The 17,122-nt window shown below is 69.1% G+C and carries 18 protein-coding genes, 1 tRNA gene and 1 pseudogene; 5 read left to right on the top strand and 15 right to left on the bottom strand.

Features of this window, described 5'->3' with window-relative positions:
• Nucleotides 1-117: 117 nt before the first annotated feature.
• Nucleotides 118-456 (bottom strand): MerR family transcriptional regulator, encoded by a 339-nt coding sequence (locus ACWEJX_RS09970; protein WP_451607018.1) that lies wholly within the window; start codon nucleotides 454-456, stop codon nucleotides 118-120.
• Between the two features lie 831 nt (nucleotides 457-1,287).
• Here ACWEJX_RS09970 and ACWEJX_RS09965 point away from each other — a divergent pair.
• Nucleotides 1,288-1,644, top strand: a complete 357-nt coding sequence (locus tag ACWEJX_RS09965) for a hypothetical protein (RefSeq protein ID WP_451607017.1) — start codon at nucleotides 1,288-1,290, stop codon at nucleotides 1,642-1,644.
• Between the two features lie 247 nt (nucleotides 1,645-1,891).
• Here the strand turns inward: ACWEJX_RS09965 and ACWEJX_RS09960 are convergent, their stop codons facing one another.
• From ACWEJX_RS09960 to ACWEJX_RS09910, 11 genes and pseudogenes are all read right to left on the bottom strand, one after another.
• Nucleotides 1,892-2,095 carry a cold-shock protein gene (locus ACWEJX_RS09960; protein ID WP_190223980.1) on the bottom strand — a complete coding sequence of 68 codons (204 nt, stop codon included), beginning with the start codon at nucleotides 2,093-2,095 and terminating at the stop codon, nucleotides 1,892-1,894.
• Nucleotides 2,096-2,445: 350 nt separating this feature from the next.
• The gene (locus tag ACWEJX_RS09955) at nucleotides 2,446-3,330 is read right to left on the bottom strand and encodes an SAM-dependent methyltransferase (RefSeq protein ID WP_451607053.1); all 885 of its coding nucleotides are present in this window, start codon (nucleotides 3,328-3,330) and stop codon (nucleotides 2,446-2,448) included.
• An 8-nt stretch (nucleotides 3,331-3,338) separates the two neighbouring features.
• Nucleotides 3,339-3,992 (bottom strand): cysteine hydrolase family protein, encoded by a 654-nt coding sequence (locus tag ACWEJX_RS09950; RefSeq protein WP_451607016.1) that lies wholly within the window; start codon nucleotides 3,990-3,992, stop codon nucleotides 3,339-3,341.
• Complete coding sequence (locus tag ACWEJX_RS09945) at nucleotides 3,989-5,044, bottom strand: isocitrate/isopropylmalate family dehydrogenase (protein WP_451607015.1); 1,056 nt, start codon at nucleotides 5,042-5,044, stop codon at nucleotides 3,989-3,991. Before ACWEJX_RS09945 ends, ACWEJX_RS09950 begins: the two co-directional genes overlap by 4 nt.
• A gap of 77 nt (nucleotides 5,045-5,121) precedes the next feature.
• Complete coding sequence (locus tag ACWEJX_RS09940; protein WP_451607014.1) at nucleotides 5,122-5,655, bottom strand: EF-hand domain-containing protein; 534 nt, start codon at nucleotides 5,653-5,655, stop codon at nucleotides 5,122-5,124.
• A 458-nt stretch (nucleotides 5,656-6,113) separates the two neighbouring features.
• Nucleotides 6,114-6,410, bottom strand: a complete 297-nt coding sequence (locus ACWEJX_RS09935) for an SCO5918 family protein (protein ID WP_451607013.1) — start codon at nucleotides 6,408-6,410, stop codon at nucleotides 6,114-6,116.
• 83 nt (nucleotides 6,411-6,493) lie between these two features.
• Nucleotides 6,494-6,784 carry a CBS domain-containing protein gene (locus ACWEJX_RS09930; RefSeq protein ID WP_451607012.1) on the bottom strand — a complete coding sequence of 97 codons (291 nt, stop codon included), beginning with the start codon at nucleotides 6,782-6,784 and terminating at the stop codon, nucleotides 6,494-6,496.
• 456 nt (nucleotides 6,785-7,240) lie between these two features.
• On the bottom strand, nucleotides 7,241-7,444 hold the full coding sequence (locus ACWEJX_RS09925) for a cold-shock protein (RefSeq protein WP_362526763.1): 204 nt from the start codon (nucleotides 7,442-7,444) through the stop codon (nucleotides 7,241-7,243).
• 400 nt (nucleotides 7,445-7,844) lie between these two features.
• The gene (locus ACWEJX_RS09920) at nucleotides 7,845-8,129 is read right to left on the bottom strand and encodes a hypothetical protein (RefSeq protein ID WP_451607011.1); all 285 of its coding nucleotides are present in this window, start codon (nucleotides 8,127-8,129) and stop codon (nucleotides 7,845-7,847) included.
• Between the two features lie 270 nt (nucleotides 8,130-8,399).
• Nucleotides 8,400-8,504: pseudogene (locus tag ACWEJX_RS09915) on the bottom strand (transcriptional regulator); the annotation flags it as partial.
• A gap of 229 nt (nucleotides 8,505-8,733) precedes the next feature.
• Nucleotides 8,734-8,807, bottom strand: a tRNA-Gly gene (locus ACWEJX_RS09910).
• A gap of 407 nt (nucleotides 8,808-9,214) precedes the next feature.
• Between ACWEJX_RS09910 and dcd the strand changes: the two genes are divergently transcribed.
• Nucleotides 9,215-9,790, top strand: coding sequence for a dCTP deaminase (gene dcd, locus ACWEJX_RS09905; protein WP_403794013.1), 576 nt, complete (start codon nucleotides 9,215-9,217; stop codon nucleotides 9,788-9,790).
• 13 nt (nucleotides 9,791-9,803) lie between these two features.
• Nucleotides 9,804-10,301 carry a phosphoribosyltransferase gene (locus ACWEJX_RS09900; protein ID WP_451607010.1) on the top strand — a complete coding sequence of 166 codons (498 nt, stop codon included), beginning with the start codon at nucleotides 9,804-9,806 and terminating at the stop codon, nucleotides 10,299-10,301.
• 97 nt (nucleotides 10,302-10,398) lie between these two features.
• Here the strand turns inward: ACWEJX_RS09900 and ACWEJX_RS09895 are convergent, their stop codons facing one another.
• From ACWEJX_RS09895 to ACWEJX_RS09885, 3 genes are all read right to left on the bottom strand, one after another.
• Nucleotides 10,399-11,283 carry a Yip1 family protein gene (locus ACWEJX_RS09895; RefSeq protein WP_451607009.1) on the bottom strand — a complete coding sequence of 295 codons (885 nt, stop codon included), beginning with the start codon at nucleotides 11,281-11,283 and terminating at the stop codon, nucleotides 10,399-10,401.
• A 167-nt stretch (nucleotides 11,284-11,450) separates the two neighbouring features.
• Nucleotides 11,451-13,715: a (Fe-S)-binding protein gene (locus ACWEJX_RS09890; RefSeq protein WP_451607008.1), complete on the bottom strand. Its 2,265-nt coding sequence runs from the start codon at nucleotides 13,713-13,715 to the stop codon at nucleotides 11,451-11,453.
• A 135-nt stretch (nucleotides 13,716-13,850) separates the two neighbouring features.
• Nucleotides 13,851-14,408: a sugar transferase gene (locus ACWEJX_RS09885; RefSeq protein WP_451607007.1), complete on the bottom strand. Its 558-nt coding sequence runs from the start codon at nucleotides 14,406-14,408 to the stop codon at nucleotides 13,851-13,853.
• 217 nt (nucleotides 14,409-14,625) lie between these two features.
• Here ACWEJX_RS09885 and dnaK point away from each other — a divergent pair, with 217 nt between their 5' ends.
• Both dnaK and grpE read left to right on the top strand, forming a co-directional pair.
• Nucleotides 14,626-16,470: a molecular chaperone DnaK gene (gene dnaK / locus ACWEJX_RS09880; protein ID WP_451607006.1), complete on the top strand. Its 1,845-nt coding sequence runs from the start codon at nucleotides 14,626-14,628 to the stop codon at nucleotides 16,468-16,470.
• The gene (gene grpE / locus ACWEJX_RS09875) at nucleotides 16,470-17,105 is read left to right on the top strand and encodes a nucleotide exchange factor GrpE (RefSeq protein WP_451607005.1); all 636 of its coding nucleotides are present in this window, start codon (nucleotides 16,470-16,472) and stop codon (nucleotides 17,103-17,105) included. Before dnaK ends, grpE begins: the two co-directional genes overlap by 1 nt.
• Nucleotides 17,106-17,122 lie beyond the last annotated feature (17 nt).

The raw sequence follows: 17,122 nt of genomic DNA, 5'->3' as shown, positions 1-17,122 counted from the left end.
GCACCGGCAACGGCCGGGTCCGGTACGCGAGGTGGCAGCTACCGCGTCACCCTCCGGACCTCCGACGCGGACGGCGCCGGTACGGAGCCGACCGGTGCCGGCTCGGTCGCACGTGCTTCAGGCCTTCTCGGGGGGCGTGCCGGATTCGGCGGCACGGCGGTACTCGGCGTTGATGCGGCGCGCTTCTTCGAGCTGGTCCTCGAGGATGATGATGCGGCAGGCGGCCTCGATCGGAGTGCCCTGGTCGACGAGTTCGCGGGCGCGGGCGGCGATGCGGAGCTGGTAGCGGGAGTAGCGACGGTGGCCGCCCTCGGAGCGCAGCGGTGTGATCAGGCGGGCTTCCCCGATGGCGCGGAGAAAGCCCTGGGTGGCGCCGATCATCTCGGCAGCTCTGCCCATGGTGTAGGCAGGGTAGTCGTCGTCGTCGAGACGGTCGTACGAGTCATCTGCTGTCATTTGCACCTCTCCGTGAAACGCATAGAGGGGCCCTGGTGCCAGTACTGGCACCAGGGCCCTGAAGGAACTACTACACCACCTGCCGGCCCTGATGAAGCGCCGGCCTTCTGTGTCCGCCCACCCGGCCTGGTCGCTGCCGGGGGTGCGGGGATCGCGGTTGCCTGACCGAAGACCACCTCGCTATCGATGTCCTGCGGTACCCGGACGCGAGACTCCTGCCGCCCGGGCGATCCTGATGGCGCCGTGTTCCTCCATTCCCTTTGATCATCGACTTCTTGTCCTGCGGATGCACGGATACTGCTCCTGCGTACCGCTGGTGATGCGTACTGCTCGGCGACCCGAGGGAACGCCGCTGTTGCCATGCCCTGGTGCGCGCGCCCGCAGCCCGACGCCTTCACCCGGGGTACCGCCTACTGCTCTCACGGGTATCGCTTCAGCCATGACCGCGATCCCGCTCTCGGAGGCCCCTGATCACTGCGGGCCGCCCAGTCCGGCCGCCAGTCCCGTCGCCGTCCTGCAAAGCCCTGGCTTCGAAACTCCGCCGCCGCACTGTCCTGCTCACTGCGACTACCTGTACTGCTGCCGGCAGTTCGTGTCTGCCAGGCCCTCTTGTCTCCCTGGGTTACGAGAAAAAACATAGCCCACCTACACGCTGATGTCTATCGCGGCCGCAGTAGATTTTCGGGTTCGTGGCGAGGAGACAATCGGGGTCGGGCAGGAGCGCCCAGCGGTCCCCTGGGCGCGGTGGCCCCCTGCGCCGGCGCGCCCGACCGTTCATCACTCAGGAGGACGACCGGCGGACAGGTGGAGGTGACTCGTAGGATCGCTCGCATGTCGAAGATTGACGAGTTGCTTGTTGACGTTGCCAGGCTGGTCGAGTCCGGGCAGAGCAACCAGATGTCCCTGACCGTCGTCACCGGGGGCGCTGTCATCACGGGCCGGCTGGCTCCCGAGGCGGTGTGGCGGCAGAGGGTCTCGGAGGTCCTGGCGGACTCCGACCGCCTGGCCGAGTTCTCCGCGGTCTTCGCCGCCGCGGGCGGCCACGAGCCGCCCACCCACCTGCACTTTCACATGGCCCGGATCCTGCAGGGCACGGTGGGGATCCCCGAGACGGGCGGGATGTACCGCGTCTCGATCGCGGACATCAGCGCCTGGACGATGGGCGACGTCACGTACTCCGATCACTGAACTGGCGCGCGGAACAGCGTCCGTCGACGCGTGAGAGGGCCGACCGGCATCCGCCGGTCGGCCCTCTCGGGGGGTCTTTCAGGGACTTCCCCGATGCGGTGCGCAGCGGGAATTCCGGCAGTGATGAACGGTGCCGGAAATCGCTGGAACGGCCGAATGGGTGAAGGAATCAGGCGACTGCGCATACATGCGGCCGGGGCCCGCATCCCGAAGGATGCGGGCCCCGGCTACGCATTGCGCGTCAGCGTCAGGCGGGAACGATGTTCTCGGCCGTCGGGCCCTTCTGGCCCTGCGCGATGTCGAAGGAGACCTTCTGCCCCTCCTGGAGTTCGCGGAAGCCCTGGGTGGCGATGTTCGAGTAGTGGGCGAACACGTCGGGGCCGCCACCGTCCTGCTCGATGAAGCCGAATCCCTTTTCCGCGTTGAACCACTTCACGGTGCCAGCAGCCATGTCATATCTCCTTCGGGCAGTGCAGCGGAGTCCGCACCTTACGGACACCGTGTCGCCGCGATGATTCCCTGCCCGGAATATGACCGGAATCCAAAACGCTTCCGTGCGGCATGCGGCTGGCGGAGCGTTCGAAGTATCGGGTACCAAAACTGCAACTGATTCGACGGTAGCATGCCGCTGCTGCCTGTGCGCGCTCCGAATTCACCCCCACTCGACGCCGGAAGAAACTCTTTCTGTGACGTCGGCGAGAATCTCCATCGGCGATGGTAAATATTGCCTCGTCCTGAATACGGCCTTTCGGCGTGACGTGATCGCCGTTCCGGGCGAGGCGAGCCGCACGGTCTTGCCGTTCAGCGCCCAGAAGGGCACGGCTGAGGCACACCGGGGCCGGGCCACACCTCACCGCAGGGCTTTCGGGCGATGACCCAGCGGTTGGCGGCGAGGGCGTCGTTCGGCTCGGGGAGCGGGCCGCGGCCGTGGCGGCGGGTGAAGTCGAACGGGGTGTGGATCGTGCTGGTCCAGCCGCGCCCGGCGAGATCGGCGGGGGTGTCCGGCCGGGGCTCGGCGTCGAACAGGGCGAGCAGGTCGACGCCGATGCGGACGCGGGCGGCCGTGTAGACGGGGTTGGAGCGGACGGCGTCCGGCTCCAGGCCGAGTTTGGCCTCGTAGGCCAGCGTGCTCCCGTCGGCGCTGAGCCGGTCGACGGTGTCGACGAGGGACCGCTCGGCGGTGGACGGCAGGTAGAGGAGCAGGCCCTCGGCCAGCCAGGCCGTGGGTTCCGCCGGGCGGAGACCCGCCGCGAGCAGGGCCGCGGCCCAGTCCTCGCGCAGGTCGACCGCCACGGGGACCCGGCGGGTCGCCGGTGTGGCGCCCCGCCGGTCGAGGACGTCCTGCTTGAAGGTGAGGACGTCGGGCCGGTCGAGTTCGAAGACGGTGCACCCGGGCGGCCAGTCCAGTCGGAACGCCCGGCTGTCCAGGCCGGCCCCGAGCAGGACGACCTGGCGGGCACCGGCCCGGGCAGAGGCGAGGAGGTGATCGTCCAGGACCCGGGTGCGCAGACCGAAGTAGCGGCCGAGCCGCCCCCAGAGGGGGTCGGCCTCCCCGCCCTGGACCTGCCGGGGGTGGACCGGCCAGTGCGTGGAGGCACGGGCCGCGCGTACGAAGTGTTCGGCGTACCGGTCCGTGGCCAGGGCGTCGGGGCGGTGGGATTCGATCGCCCGGGCCGCCGCGACCATCAGCGCGGTCAGACCGACGCCGGACTCGACTCCCGTGCCCACGCGTCGTCCTCCTCTCCCGGACCGCGGGTCCACTCGGCGACCCGGTCGTGGGTGGTGACGCGGGCTCCGTAGAACCGGCTCATGAACCCCAGGGCCGCCTCGTCGGTCAGGTGGAGCGCCGTGGTGCAGTCCCGCAACACGGTGACGTGATAGCCCTTCTGGAAGGCGGTGCGGGCAGTGGAGTCCACACAGACGTCGGCGAAGAGCCCGGTGAAGACGAGGTGCCCGGCCCCGCCCTGGACAAGGTGCCTCTCGAACCCGTCGGCAAGGAACGCGTCGAAGCAGGCGTGCTTGGTGAACACCGCCTCGCCCGGGGCCGGCGCCACCCGGTGGAATTCCGCGCCCCAACTGCCGTCGAGGCACTTCGGGTGCTTGCCCTGGGCGGCGTCGCGGTGCCGCCAGCTCGCCCGTTGCAGGTGGACGTCGCCGAGGAAGCGGACGAACACGACCTCGACACCGTGCGTCCGGGCGGCTGCGACGGCCTGCTCGGTGTGGGCCGCCACCCGCTCCAGGCGGGCGGGGTCGCCGGGGAAGCGGGCAGTGGCGACCGGGCCGGCGCAGAAGTCGTTCTGCAGGTCGACGACGATCAGTGCCGTACCGCTCGCACTCGTGGCGGTCACGGGCGGAGCCGCGATTCGAGCGCGTCCAGCAGGGCGGTGACCGTGTCCCCGGTGGAGTGCCGGCCACCGAGGTCCGGCGTTCGGATGCCCCGGTCGAGCACGGTGGCCAGAGCCGACTCCACGGCGGCGACCGCGCCCTGGCAGCCGCCGTGCCGCTCCGCGATCAGCGCGGCGGCCCGTACGGTCGCGGTGGGGTTGACGGTGTCGGCGCCTTCCAGGTCGTCGGCGGAGCCGTGGACCGTCTGGTACTCGACCAGGCCGTTCAGTTCCGGGTGCAGGTAGACGTTCTCGGTGCAGCGGTTCTCCTGGCGCTCGGACACGAACCGGTCGAGCAGCACGACGTGCATGATGTCGGCCCACTCGTTGCCCGCGACGATGACGGTACGGTCCGCGAGGCCGTGCGTGATCATGTTGCGGTTCACGGTGTCGGGCTGGAACAGCCGCGCGTCGACACCGTGCCGGTCCCGGAACGCCGCCACCCAGTCGTCGAGGGACCCGTCCAGGAGATGGAACTTGTACGCCATCACCACCTGCTCGGGCCCGTCCCCGGGCCACTCCTCCCGGGCGCGGTCGACCGCGAACCGGAGGATCTTCTCGGTGATCTCCCGGCTGAAGGTCATGGTGCGGGTGACCGCCCCGGGCTCGTGCCGGTTCTCTCCGGTGTAGAAACCCTGTGCCTGGTCCCGAACCAGCAGCACGGAGGCGTCCCCGGCGGCGATCCTCTCGACCTTGACCGCCTGCAGGCGCTGCCGCACGAGGTAGAGCGACTGGGCGTTGATCGCCGTACGGAAGACGGCGGCGGTGCCGAGTCGCGCCTGCTCGCGGCAGAACCGCTCGTAGTGGACGGCGTCCTCGTCGGTGAGCCGGGCGATCTTCCCGACGTCCCCCTCCTCGGCCTTGAGCGAGACGTACGAGTGGTACGTGCGCGGGGACCGTACGACCTCGACCCCGGTCCCGTACAGGCTCACGATCTTGTTCAGAGCCTGCTCGAAGACGTCGGCGAGCTCTGCCCCCGTGCCTCGGCCGACGGCGAGTCCGATGACCGGCTTCACCCTGTTCCCCTCCTGCGGTGTGCAATGGCGTCCCGGGGCGGGCTGCACCGCCCCGGGACCGTTGTGGGCGGGCCGTCTCAGACGGCCGTGGCGGACACGAGCCGGTCGCCCGGGATTCCGGCCATGTCCGGCGCGTAGTAGTCCTTGATGCCGGTGGCCCAGGTCGCCACCGGAACGCGGTCCTCGGCGTCCGGCCCGAAGGCGTCGAAGAGCGCGTGGATGTTCTTCTCCTCGAAGCCGATTGCCGTCATCAGCGACACGAACAGCGGGCGCTCGATCAGCCCGTCCCCGTCGGGGTCGCCGAGCGCGGCGAGAGCCTCGGCGAACTCGGTGACGGTGGGACCGAAGCGGGTGGAGTCGACCACGAACGGACGGAACTCGTCGACCGTGATCACACCGTCGCCGTCGGCGTCCAGTTCGGTGGCCAGCGTCGTCCAGTACCGGCGGAAAGCGGCCCGGACGGCGTCCTTGGCGGCGTCGTCCGAGTCCGCCGCCGCCTTCAGAACCCGGTTGGTCATGAGGTCGAAGTCGTTGGAGTCGATGACTCCGTTGCCATTGGCGTCGAAGAGGGAGAAGACCAGCTCGACCCGCTGGGCGGCTTCGGTTCGCATTTCCGTCACCTGTCTGCTGAGGCCCGTCGATCGTGGGCCTGGCTCAATGCGTGCCCCGGCGTAACGGGGTTGGTGGAGGGGAGGTGACGGAGGGGCGGCCTCTGATACCGGAAGGAGTGACGAGCTGGGCTGCGCCGATATCCCAGACGTCGTCGGTGGTGCCGGGAGCAGGAGTCCGGACGCCGGAGGCCCGCGGAGACACCGTGATCCGGTGGTGGTCCGCACGCTGAGCCACACGCAGGCACACTCCTCGCGGTGCCGCGTCCGCTCGGGCACGGATGCTCTCCGCCCGGCCTTCCGGTGTGCGTCGGGGACCCGACGCCTTCACCGAGGGGAATGCCCCCATCCGGACCGCCGGTACCACGGAGCCGAGCCGTGATGCGGGCGTGCCCGCATCACGGCTGACGGGAACGCAGTCGGTTCCCGCGTCTCGTGCGGGATGTGCGCCCGCCGCAGGGTCAGAACGCCGTGGACGGGCCGAGCAGGGCGGACGCCTGTTGGACCGGGCCGTCCGCGGCCGCGGAGCGGGTACGGCAGGTGAAGCCGAGCCGGGTCATGGCACGGACGACCTCGCGGGCGCTGAAGTCGCGGCGGTCCTGGCGGGTGATGACGGCGCCGACCTGCATGGCGGGGTACTCACGGCGCCCGATGATCACGAACTCGCCGGTGACGGGTTCGGGCCTGATGTCCTTCATCGTCTCCAGGACACCGTTCTTCGTCAGCTCGAACGGGAAGCGGGCGATGACGCAGCGCATAGGACCTCGCAGAAGAAAGGGGGGACGGGATCGACCGGTACGGCGGGGGGGCGGGTGGCTGTGCTCGGCCTCGGCCCGCGTCGTCAAGGACGGGACGGAGAGCCCGCGGGGCGCAGGTCACGCAGTTGCACCCGGTCGGTGTAGGCAGAGGTGGCGCGGAAGCCGTTGAGCTGGGCCCGGGTGACGAGGCCGGTGGGCCGGCCGTCGTCGTCCCGGACGATGAGGCGTCCGGTGCGTGCGCCGCTCATGACCGCCAGAGCCACCTCGACGGTCATGTCGGCCCAGACATGCGGATCTGCCTCGTCGGTCTGGTGCGCGGGCGGGCTGCCGGCGGCGGTGTGCGCGGGGTGGAGCTGTGCCTGAGTCGATGTCACATGCGGCTCCTGGGTGGGAGAGAGGAGTGCCGGCCCCGGGTACGAGGGCTCTGGCCGCTGGGGCTGGGATCCGGAGTGCATGACGGGGGCGGAAGTCCCGCGCCGGGCCCCCGCCGTCGGCGCCGAGCGCGGCGGGCGAACGTCACGGCATGTCGCGACCGGCGAAAGTCGTCACGGCGGGGAGCGTGGGGGGATCGACGGGACCGGCGTGAATCCACCCGGCCTCGGTCCGCCGTTGTCGTCGCGGATGTCCGGGGAAACGGTACGTCGTGCCGTGCTGTTTCATGCGGGCCCCTCGACGCGGTGCGCATCCATGAATTCCCCGACGATCGAATGACACGGAGAATTCCAAGACGGCTTCGAACGGGTATGAAAGCCGAGTGGGCGGGGAGAAGAATGCGGCTGGGGCCCGCACCCCGAGGGATGCGGGCCCCAGCCACGTCGTGCGCGTCAGCGTCAGGCGGGAACGATGTTCTCGGCCGTCGGGCCCTTCTGGCCCTGCGCGATGTCGAAGGTGACCTTCTGGCCTTCCTGCAGCTCGCGGAAGCCCTGGGCGGCGATGTTCGAGTAGTGGGCGAACACGTCGGGGCCACCGCCGTCCTGTGCGATGAAGCCGAAGCCCTTTTCTGCGTTGAACCACTTCACGGTGCCACTGCTCATGTCATATCTCTTTCTGGGGGGCTCATCGGCAGCCGCACTGCGCGGAAGCCGTGTCGCCGTGATGATTACCCCGCCGGAGAGACCGGATACGAAAAGCATGCCAGTGGCCGATGGGCTTGACTGGTGGTACTTGAAGTTTCGGGAACCACAACTGCAACTGAAATCGAGACTAGCATGCGGACTCGGTCTTTCCCGGTTCAATGGCGCCACTATTTCTGGATGTCAAAAAGCCTGGCTGCGTCACCCATCGCATTCTCGTCCCGCCGGCACAGATACTCGTTCGCGGCGTGGAGAGGTCTGGAGGACGACAGAAACCCGGGTCGCTGACCCGAGGGCGGGGTGCGGCAGTCGGGGAACTTCCCGAGACAGGGCACCAGCAGCGTCGCGAGGACGGCAGCCGTCACCTCCGCATGTTCCGCGGCAGGTAGATCATGCGCGCCCCGACGACGGGGCGGGGATGGGGCCGGGGCCGCGAGGAGGCTCCGCCGTCCGTCTCCCAGACGTCCTCACCGGCTCGGGCCTCCCGCAGGCGGCGACCGGTGGCGTCCTCGTCGGACATGAGGGTGTCCGTGGTGTGGAGATTGCCCGGGGCGCACGCGGCGGCCATCAGGCGTGCGGCGGAGGCGGGTTGGGTCTCGGGGGGAATCACCAGCGGGTCGCAGCGGCCGAGGCTGTACGAGAGCATGTCGTGGTGGCGTTGCGCACGGGCGTCGACTCGCCGCCCTCGCAGCCACTCACGCCCAGCAGTGCGGTCGGCAGCAGCGAGGCGCGCCCACGCGAATGCGGCGGTTCATGGCGTCACGTGCGGACACGACACGGGGCGGAGGAGAATCGCTCGGCGCACGCCACGTATCCGGCGCATCCGGCTCGCGCACGCCGAGTGCCTCGGGACGCGCCGCTTCCTCGGCTCCGGGTCTCGGTGGCGACGTCGAGGTCCTTGGTGAGCCGGTTGACCCTCCCGGTGCAGGTACTGGACCAGGTCGTCGTGCTGTCCCTCGGCCAGGACGATCCGGTAACAGCTCATCCGCAATCGGGGCTGATCGAGGTCGAACCGGGACAGGCTCTGAGCCGGGGGTCCCTGTACCGGAATCACCCGACAGCCCCCCCGGGCTGCAGCGGCAGTAATGGCGGCGTAGATGCAGGGCAGAGGGCTCGTGCGGGACCTCCGACGAGACGATGCGGGGTTCGTGCCCTCCGCGTGCCCCATCTCGCCGGGCCGAAGGGCGTGCGGGTAGCGAGACTCGGTAACCAACAAACAAGCCCCAGGTCGCTGACCTGGGGCTTTGTCGTGGAGCGGATGACGGGAATCGAACCCGCGCTATAAGCTTGGGAAGCTCATGTTCTACCATTAAACTACATCCGCGAACATGCCGCCCTGATGATCAGTGCCGCATCGTTGCACACTGTACCCCATTCCGCATGTCAGGCGAAGCGCCCTTCTCTGCGCCGGCCTCCGGAGTGCCCTCCGCGGAGCGGGGGTGGGGATCCCCTAATGTGGCTGTCTCGTCCACCACTTGTCGGGGAAGGGACTTGATGGGTTCGATGGAGCGCACCGTCGTCCGTTGTGCCGAGGGGCACGTGTTCAGCACCGCTTCGTTCCCGCTGCAGCAGCTCGGGGCCGGGCGGATCGGGCCCGGGCGGCTCATCCGGTGTCCACGGTGTGCGCGACTGCGGCACGCCGTACCCGTGGAGCACCAGCAGCGCTGAGGGCTGCGGGCGCGGAGGTCTCCCGATTGGGGGAGCTTCGCGCCCTCTGCGTATCGTGGGAGGGTGCTTCTCTCAGACAAGGACATCCGGGCCGAGCTCGACGCCGGACGGGTGCGCATCGACCCGTACGAAGAATCCATGGTGCAGCCCTCGAGCATCGACGTGAGGCTTGACCGCTTCTTCCGGGTGTTCGAGAACCACCGCTACCCGCACATCGACCCCGCCGTCGAGCAGGCGGACCTGACCCGCGAGGTCGAGCCGGAGGGCGACGAGGCCTTCATCCTGCACCCGGGCGAGTTCGTGCTGGCCTCGACGTACGAGGTCATCACGCTGCCCGACGACATCGCGTCCCGCTTGGAGGGCAAGAGCTCCCTCGGACGGCTCGGGCTCGTCACGCACTCGACCGCCGGCTTCATCGACCCCGGTTTCTCGGGGCACGTCACCCTGGAGCTGTCGAACCTCGCCACCCTGCCGATCAAGCTGTGGCCGGGGATGAAGATCGGGCAGCTGTGCATGTTCCGGCTGAGCTCGCCGGCCGAGTTCCCGTACGGGAGCGAGCGCTACGGCTCCCGGTACCAGGGCCAGCGGGGGCCGACGGCCTCCCGTTCGTTCGTGAATTTCCATCGGACCCAGGTGTGAGGCGGCAGCGGGCATGAGTGAAGTACGCGAGAACCTGACGTACGAGGGCTTCGGCCGCGCCATCCGCGAGCTGGCCCAGACGATCGCCGACGACGGCTACGAGCCCGACATCGTGCTGTCCATCGCCCGTGGCGGTGTCTTCGTCGCCGGCGGTCTGGCCTACGCGCTGGACTGCAAGAACATCCACCTGGTCAACGTCGAGTTCTACACCGGGGTGGGCACCACGCTCGAGATGCCGGTCATGCTCGCGCCCGTCCCGAACGCGATCGACTTCTCCGACAAGAAGGTCCTGATCGCCGATGACGTCGCCGACACCGGCAAGACCCTCAAGCTCGTGCACGACTTCTGCGTCGACCACGTCGCCGAGGTCCGTTCCGCGGTCATCTACGAGAAGTCGCACTCGCTCGTGAAGTGCGAGTACGTCTGGAAGAAGACGGACGACTGGATCAACTTCCCGTGGAGCGTCGAGCCGCCGGTCGTCCAGCGCGAGGGCCAGGTCCTCGACGCCTGAGGCGTCACAACGGGAGACGGCAGAAGACAACAGAAGACGTACGAGAGGGCCCCGCAGGCTTCGCGCCTGCGGGGCCCTCTCGTACGTCCGTGCGTGACTACAGCGTGCCCAGCTTGATCAGGCTCACCAGCGCCACCAGCTGGATCGCCGACGCGCCCAGGGCCTTCGGCCACGGCAGGTCGTGCGAGCGGCTCACCATCACCGTGAAGAGCGCGCCCGCCGCCAGCCAGGTCAGCCAGCCGACGACCTGGACGAGGCCGTTCTCGCCGCCCAGGAAGAGGGCGAAGAGGAGGCGCGGGGCGTCCGTGATCGACATGATCAGCATGGACAGGCCGACGGTCGGCTGCCAGGCGCCGTCGCCGCCGAGCTGGCGGGCCACGGTGTGGGTGACGGCGCCCAGGATCAGGCCGCCGATGACGAAGCCGACGCCGGTCAGCAGGACGTACGGGACGGCGGCCGACAGCGTCGCGTGGATCGCCTCCTCGCGGGCCTGGTCGAAGCCGAAGATCGCGAGCGCGCCGTAGAGGAACGTGACGATCAGCGCCGGGCCCCACACGGCGTGGTCCCGCGTCCGCAGGAACGTGTCCGCCGGGCGCAGCACGATGCCGCTCAGGAGGGCCTTCCAGGGCAGCCGCGGGCCGCTCGGTACGGGGGCAGGGGCGCCCTGGGCCCCGTACGGGTCGTACGGGTCGTCGTGGACGCTGAAGACCTGGGTGTGGCCGGGGTTGTTCGCGGCGTAGTGCTGCTGCGGGTACTGGCCCTGCGGCGCGTGCGGCTCGCCGAAGTACTCCGGCTCCCCGTACGCCTGCTGCTGCGACCACTGCTGCTGCGGTGCCTGCTGCCGCGGTGCCTGCTGCCGCGGTCGGCGCTGCTGCTGCTGCGGGTACCCCGGCGGGGGCGCCTGGTACCCGTACGGCGCCTGCTGCGGTTGTTGTTGCGGGGGGCCACCGGCCCGGCCGCGTCCGTTCCTGAATCCAGCCACGTCCATGAACGTACCCGGTCCTGACGGTGTCTCGCCTCCTCCGGGGGGACTACGCGGAGAGTGCGGCAGAGCTGTGACATCCCCTAGGGGACGGACGGCGAAGGGCCGCCCCGCATCGCGCGGGACGGCCCTCCGTCACGTACACGTACTGCGCGTACCGACCGCGACTACGCCGCGGGCTCCGGCTCCGGCTCGGGCTCCGCCGCCGGCTCCTCCGGCTCCGCCGGCGTCTTCACCGAGTCGAGCAGCAGCTGCGCCACGTCCACGACCGTCACGGACTCCTTGGCCTTGCCCTCGTTCTTCTTGCCGTTGACCGAGTCGGTCAGCATGACGAGGCAGAACGGGCAGGCGGTGGAGACGATGTCCGGGTTGAGGGAGAGGGCCTCGTCGACGCGCTCGTTGTTGATGCGCTTGCCGATCCGCTCCTCCATCCACATCCGGGCGCCGCCGGCGCCGCAGCAGAAGCCGCGCTCCTTGTGGCGGTGCATCTCCTGCTGGCGCAGGCCCGGGACCTTGTCCATGATCTCGCGCGGGGGCGTGTAGACCTTGTTGTGGCGGCCCAGGTAGCACGGGTCGTGGTAGGTGATGAGGCCCTCGACCGGGGTCACCGGGATCAGCTTGCCCTCGTCGATGAGGTGCTGGAGCAGCTGGGTGTGGTGGATGACCTCGTAGTCGCCGCCGAGCTGCGGGTACTCGTTGGCGATCGTGTTGAAGCAGTGCGGGCAGGTGGAGACGATCTTCTTCGCCGACTTCGGCTTCTTGGTCGTCTCGTCCTCGTCGTCCTCGCCGAACGCCATGTTCAGCATCGCGACGTTCTCCTGGCCGAGCTGCTGGAACAGCGGCTCGTTGCCCAGACGGCGCGGGGAGTCACCGGTGCACTTCTCCTCGCCGCCCATGATCGCGAACTTGACGCCCGCGATGTGCAGCAGCTCGGCGAAGGCCTTGGTGGTCTTCTTGGCGCGGTCCTCCAGGGCGCCGGCGCAGCCGACCCAGTAGAGGTAGTCGACCTCGGTGAGGTCCTCGACGTCCTTGCCGACGATCGGGACCTCGAAGTCGACCTCCTTGGTCCACTCGACGCGCTGCTTCTTGGCGAGACCCCAGGGGTTGCCCTTCTTCTCCAGGTTCTTGAGCATCGTGCCCGCCTCGGACGGGAACGCGGACTCGATCATGACCTGGTAGCGGCGCATGTCGACGATGTGGTCGATGTGCTCGATGTCGACCGGGCACTGCTCGACGCAGGCGCCGCAGGTGGTGCAGGACCACAGGACGTCCGGGTCGATGACGCCGTTCTCCTCGGCGGTGCCGATCAGCGGGCGCTCGGCCTCGTCCAGCGCGGCCTGCGGCACCGAGGCGAGCTGCTCGGCGGTCGCCTTCTCGTCGCCCTCCATGGTCTTGCCGCCACCCGCGAGCAGGTAGGGCGCCTTGGCGTGGGCGTGGTCGCGCAGCGACATGATGAGGAGCTTCGGCGAGAGCGGCTTGCCGGTGTTCCAGGCCGGGCACTGCGACTGGCAGCGGCCGCACTCGGTGCAGGTGGAGAAGTCGAGGATGCCCTTCCAGGAGAACTGCTCGACCTGGGAGACGCCGTAGACGTCGTCCTCGCCCGGGTCCTCGAAGTCGATCGGCTTGCCGCCCGACGTCATCGGCTGCAGCGGGCCGAGGGCGGTGGAGCCGTCGGAGTTGCGCTTGAACCAGATGTTCGGGAAGCCGAGGAAGCGGTGCCAGGCGACACCCATGTTGGTGTTGAGCGAGACCGTGATCATCCAGGTGAAGGACGTGACGATCTTGAGCGCCGCGAAGAAGTACGTGAGGTTCTGGATCGTGCTCAGGTCGGCGCCGTCGAGCGCGCTGATCAGCGGGTACGAGGCGAAGAAGCCCGGCTCCCAGCTGGTCACGTGGTGCTGGACGCCCTCGAGCGCGCGCAGCGTCATGATGCAGACGCCGACGATGAGGATGACGGCCTCGACGAAGTACGCCTGGCCGGTCTTGGAACCGGCGAAGCGGGACTTGCGGCCGGCCCGGGTCGGCTTGCTGAGCTGGCGGATCACGATGAGCGTGACGATGCCGAGGACGGTCATCAGGCCGAGGAACTCGGTGAAGATCTCGTACGGCAGCCAGTCGCCGATGATCGGGATGAGCCAGTCGGCCTGGAAGAGCTGGCCGAAGGCGTTGACGATCGTGAGCAGCAGCGAGAAGAAGCCCACCGCCACGAACCAGTGCGCCACACCGACGACGCCCCACCGGTTCATCCTGGTGTGGCCGAGGAACTCCTTGACCAGCGTGACGGTGCGCTGCTTGGGGTCGCCGGTGCGCGTGCCCGCGGGCACCGGCTGACCGAGCCGCACGAAGCGGTAGATCTGCGCGATGGCGCGGCCGAACAGCGCGACGGCTACCACCGTGATGACGATCGACACGACGATCGCGGCGAGTTGCATGTGGGGCTCCTCGGGCGGGCCTCAGCTCGGGGCCTTCTAAGCCTGGGCCTACTAAGCGGTAACTTATTGAGTCCGTGCTGAGATTACCCGTTGGGGGCGCCGCACTGTAGCGGAGCTTGCGGTGATCTGTGTCGCTCAGGCAACCCTTGCCGTGCGGGCCGGTCTCCGGCCCGCCGTGCCGCCTGCCCTGCGACGTCTACGGACTGCTGGCAGCGTACGCGCCAGGATCGCCAGGTCCATCCCCAGCCAGTGATGGTCCACATAGTGGAGATCCAGGAGCTCGCGCTCCTCCCACGGTAGCTCCGAGCGCCCGCTGATCTGCCACAATCCGGTCATTCCGGGCCGTACGGAGAGCCGGCGCCGCCCGTCGCCGGTGGACTCCCGGTGGCCGGGGGCCAGCGGGCACGGCCCGACCAGCGACATCCGGCCCCGTACGACGTGGAGCAGCAGCGGCAGTGAGGCCAGCGGGCTCTTCGTGCGGAAGGTCAGCAGCGTGAACGTGGTCCCGCCGCGGCCCGCGACCGGGCGGCGGCGCAGCACCGCGCCGGTGTCCCCGGCGCCCAGGGTCAGGGACAGGGCGACGGCGGCGATCAGCGGGGACAGCAGGACGAGAAGCGCGAGCCCGACGGTGACGTCCAGGACGCGCTTGACGTCCACTGTGCGCCTGACGTCCAGCGCGCGCTTCGCCGTCATCCATCCACACTTTCCGGTTCCGGGCGAGAACATGGGATATGTCCGGACCTTCTCACGGGCGGGTCCCGGTGGCGGGGAATGACGCGCGTCCACCCCCTGTTGAGTGGATCCCAGAGCGAAGAGTTGAGTCGGCTCCACTCAGGTCTGTTGACTCCCACTCCTCCCTCGTGCATCCTTGAGTCAGTTCCACTCAAGTCAGTCAGCTGGAGGAATCGAAATGGCACGTGCGGTCGGCATCGACCTGGGTACGACTAACTCCGTCGTCAGCGTTCTGGAAGGCGGCGAGCCCACCGTCATCACCAACGCCGAGGGCGCCAGGACCACGCCGTCCGTCGTCGCCTTCGCCAAGAACGGCGAGGTGCTCGTCGGCGAGGTCGCCAAGCGTCAGGCGGTCACCAACGTCGACCGGACCATCCGGTCCGTGAAGCGCCACATGGGCACCGACTGGAAGATCGAGCTGGACGGGAAGAGCTTCAACCCGCAGCAGATGTCCGCCTTCATCCTCCAGAAGCTGAAGCGCGACGCCGAGGCGTACCTGGGCGAGAAGGTGACCGACGCGGTCATCACCGTCCCGGCGTACTTCAACGACTCCGAGCGCCAGGCCACCAAGGAGGCCGGCGAGATCGCGGGCCTCAACGTCCTGCGCATCGTCAACGAGCCGACCGCCGCCGCCCTGGCGTACGGCCTCGACAAGGACGACCAGACCATCCTCGTCTTCGACCTCGGTGGCGGCACCTTCGACGTGTCCCTCCTGGAGATCGGCGACGGCGTCGTCGAGGTGAAGGCCACCAACGGTGACAACCACCTCGGTGGTGACGACTGGGACCAGCGCGTCGTCGACTACCTGGTGAAGCAGTTCGCCAACGGCCACGGCGTCGACCTGTCCAAGGACAAGATGGCCCTGCAGCGTCTGCGCGAGGCCGCCGAGAAGGCGAAGATCGAGCTGTCCTCCTCCACGGAGACCACGATCAACCTGCCCTACATCACGGCGTCCGCCGAGGGCCCGCTGCACCTGGACGAGAAGCTCACCCGCGCCCAGTTCCAGCAGCTGACCGCCGACCTGCTCGAGCGCTGCAAGACCCCGTTCCACAACGTCATCAAGGACGCGGGCATCCAGCTCTCCGAGATCGACCACGTCGTTCTCGTCGGTGGCTCCACCCGCATGCCGGCCGTCGCCGAGCTCGTCAAGGAGCTGACCGGCGGCAAGGAGGCCAACAAGGGTGTGAACCCGGACGAGGTCGTCGCCATCGGCGCCACCCTCCAGGCCGGTGTCCTCAAGGGTGAGGTCAAGGACGTCCTGCTCCTCGACGTGACCCCGCTGTCCCTCGGCATCGAGACCAAGGGCGGCATCATGACCAAGCTGATCGAGCGCAACACCACGATCCCGACCAAGCGCTCCGAGATCTTCACCACGGCCGAGGACAACCAGCCGTCCGTGCAGATCCAGGTCTACCAGGGCGAGCGCGAGATCGCGGCGTACAACAAGAAGCTCGGCATGTTCGAGCTGACCGGTCTGCCGCCGGCCCCGCGTGGCGTCCCGCAGATCGAGGTCGCCTTCGACATCGACGCCAACGGCATCATGCACGTGACCGCGAAGGACCTGGGCACGGGCAAGGAGCAGAAGATGACCGTCACCGGCGGCTCCTCGCTGCCGAAGGACGAGGTCGACCGGATGCGCCAGGAGGCCGAGCAGTACGCGGAGGAGGACCACCGCCGCCGCGAGGCCGCCGAGACCCGCAACCAGGGCGAGCAGCTCGTCTACCAGACGGAGAAGTTCCTCGCGGACAACGCGGAGAAGGTCCCGGCCGAGGTCAAGACCGAGGTCGAGACCGCGATCGCCGAGCTGAAGGAGAAGCTCAAGGGCGAGGACACCGCCGAGATCCGCACCGCCACCGAGAAGGTCGCGGCCGTCTCCCAGAAGCTCGGCCAGGCCATGTACGCCGACGCCCAGGGCGCCGCGGGTGCCGCCGGCGCCGAGGGTGCCCAGCAGGCCCAGGCCGACGACGACGTCGTCGACGCCGAGATCGTCGACGAGGACAAGCCGAAGGGCGGCGCTGCCTGATGTCGGAGGAGACCCCGGGCTTCGAGGAGAAGCCCGACGTCCCCGCCGACGGCACGCCCGAGGAGCCGAAGGCCGCCGACTCCGCCGCGAAGGCGGAGGGGGCGGCCCCGGCCGGGGACGCTACGGACGTAGCCCTGCTGGCGCAGCTGGACCAGGCCCGTACGGCGCTCGGTGAGCGCACCGGTGACCTCCAGCGGCTCCAGGCCGAGTACCAGAACTACCGCCGCCGTGTGGAGCGGGACCGGGTCACGGTCAAGGAGATCGCCGTCGCGAACCTCCTGACCGAACTCCTGCCCGTGCTCGACGACATCGGCCGGGCCCGGGACCACGGCGAGCTCGTGGGCGGGTTCAAGTCGGTCGCCGAGTCCCTGGAGACCGTCGCCGCCAAGATGGGCCTCCAGCAGTTCGGCAAGGAGGGCGAGCCCTTCGACCCGACGATCCACGAGGCCCTGATGCACTCGTACGCGCCGGACGTCACCGAGACGACCTGCGTGGCGATCCTGCAGCCGGGGTACCGGATCGGGGAGCGCACCATCCGCCCCGCGCGGGTGGCCGTCGCCGAGCCGCAGCCGGGCGCGGCTCCGGCCGTCGGCAAGGCGGAGGAGTCGGACGACTCCGAGAAGGACAACGATTAAGAGCCGTACCCGGGAGC

Source organism: Streptomyces sp. NPDC004788 (genome assembly GCF_053601115.1).
This window is presented reverse-complemented; position numbering and strand designations above follow the sequence as displayed.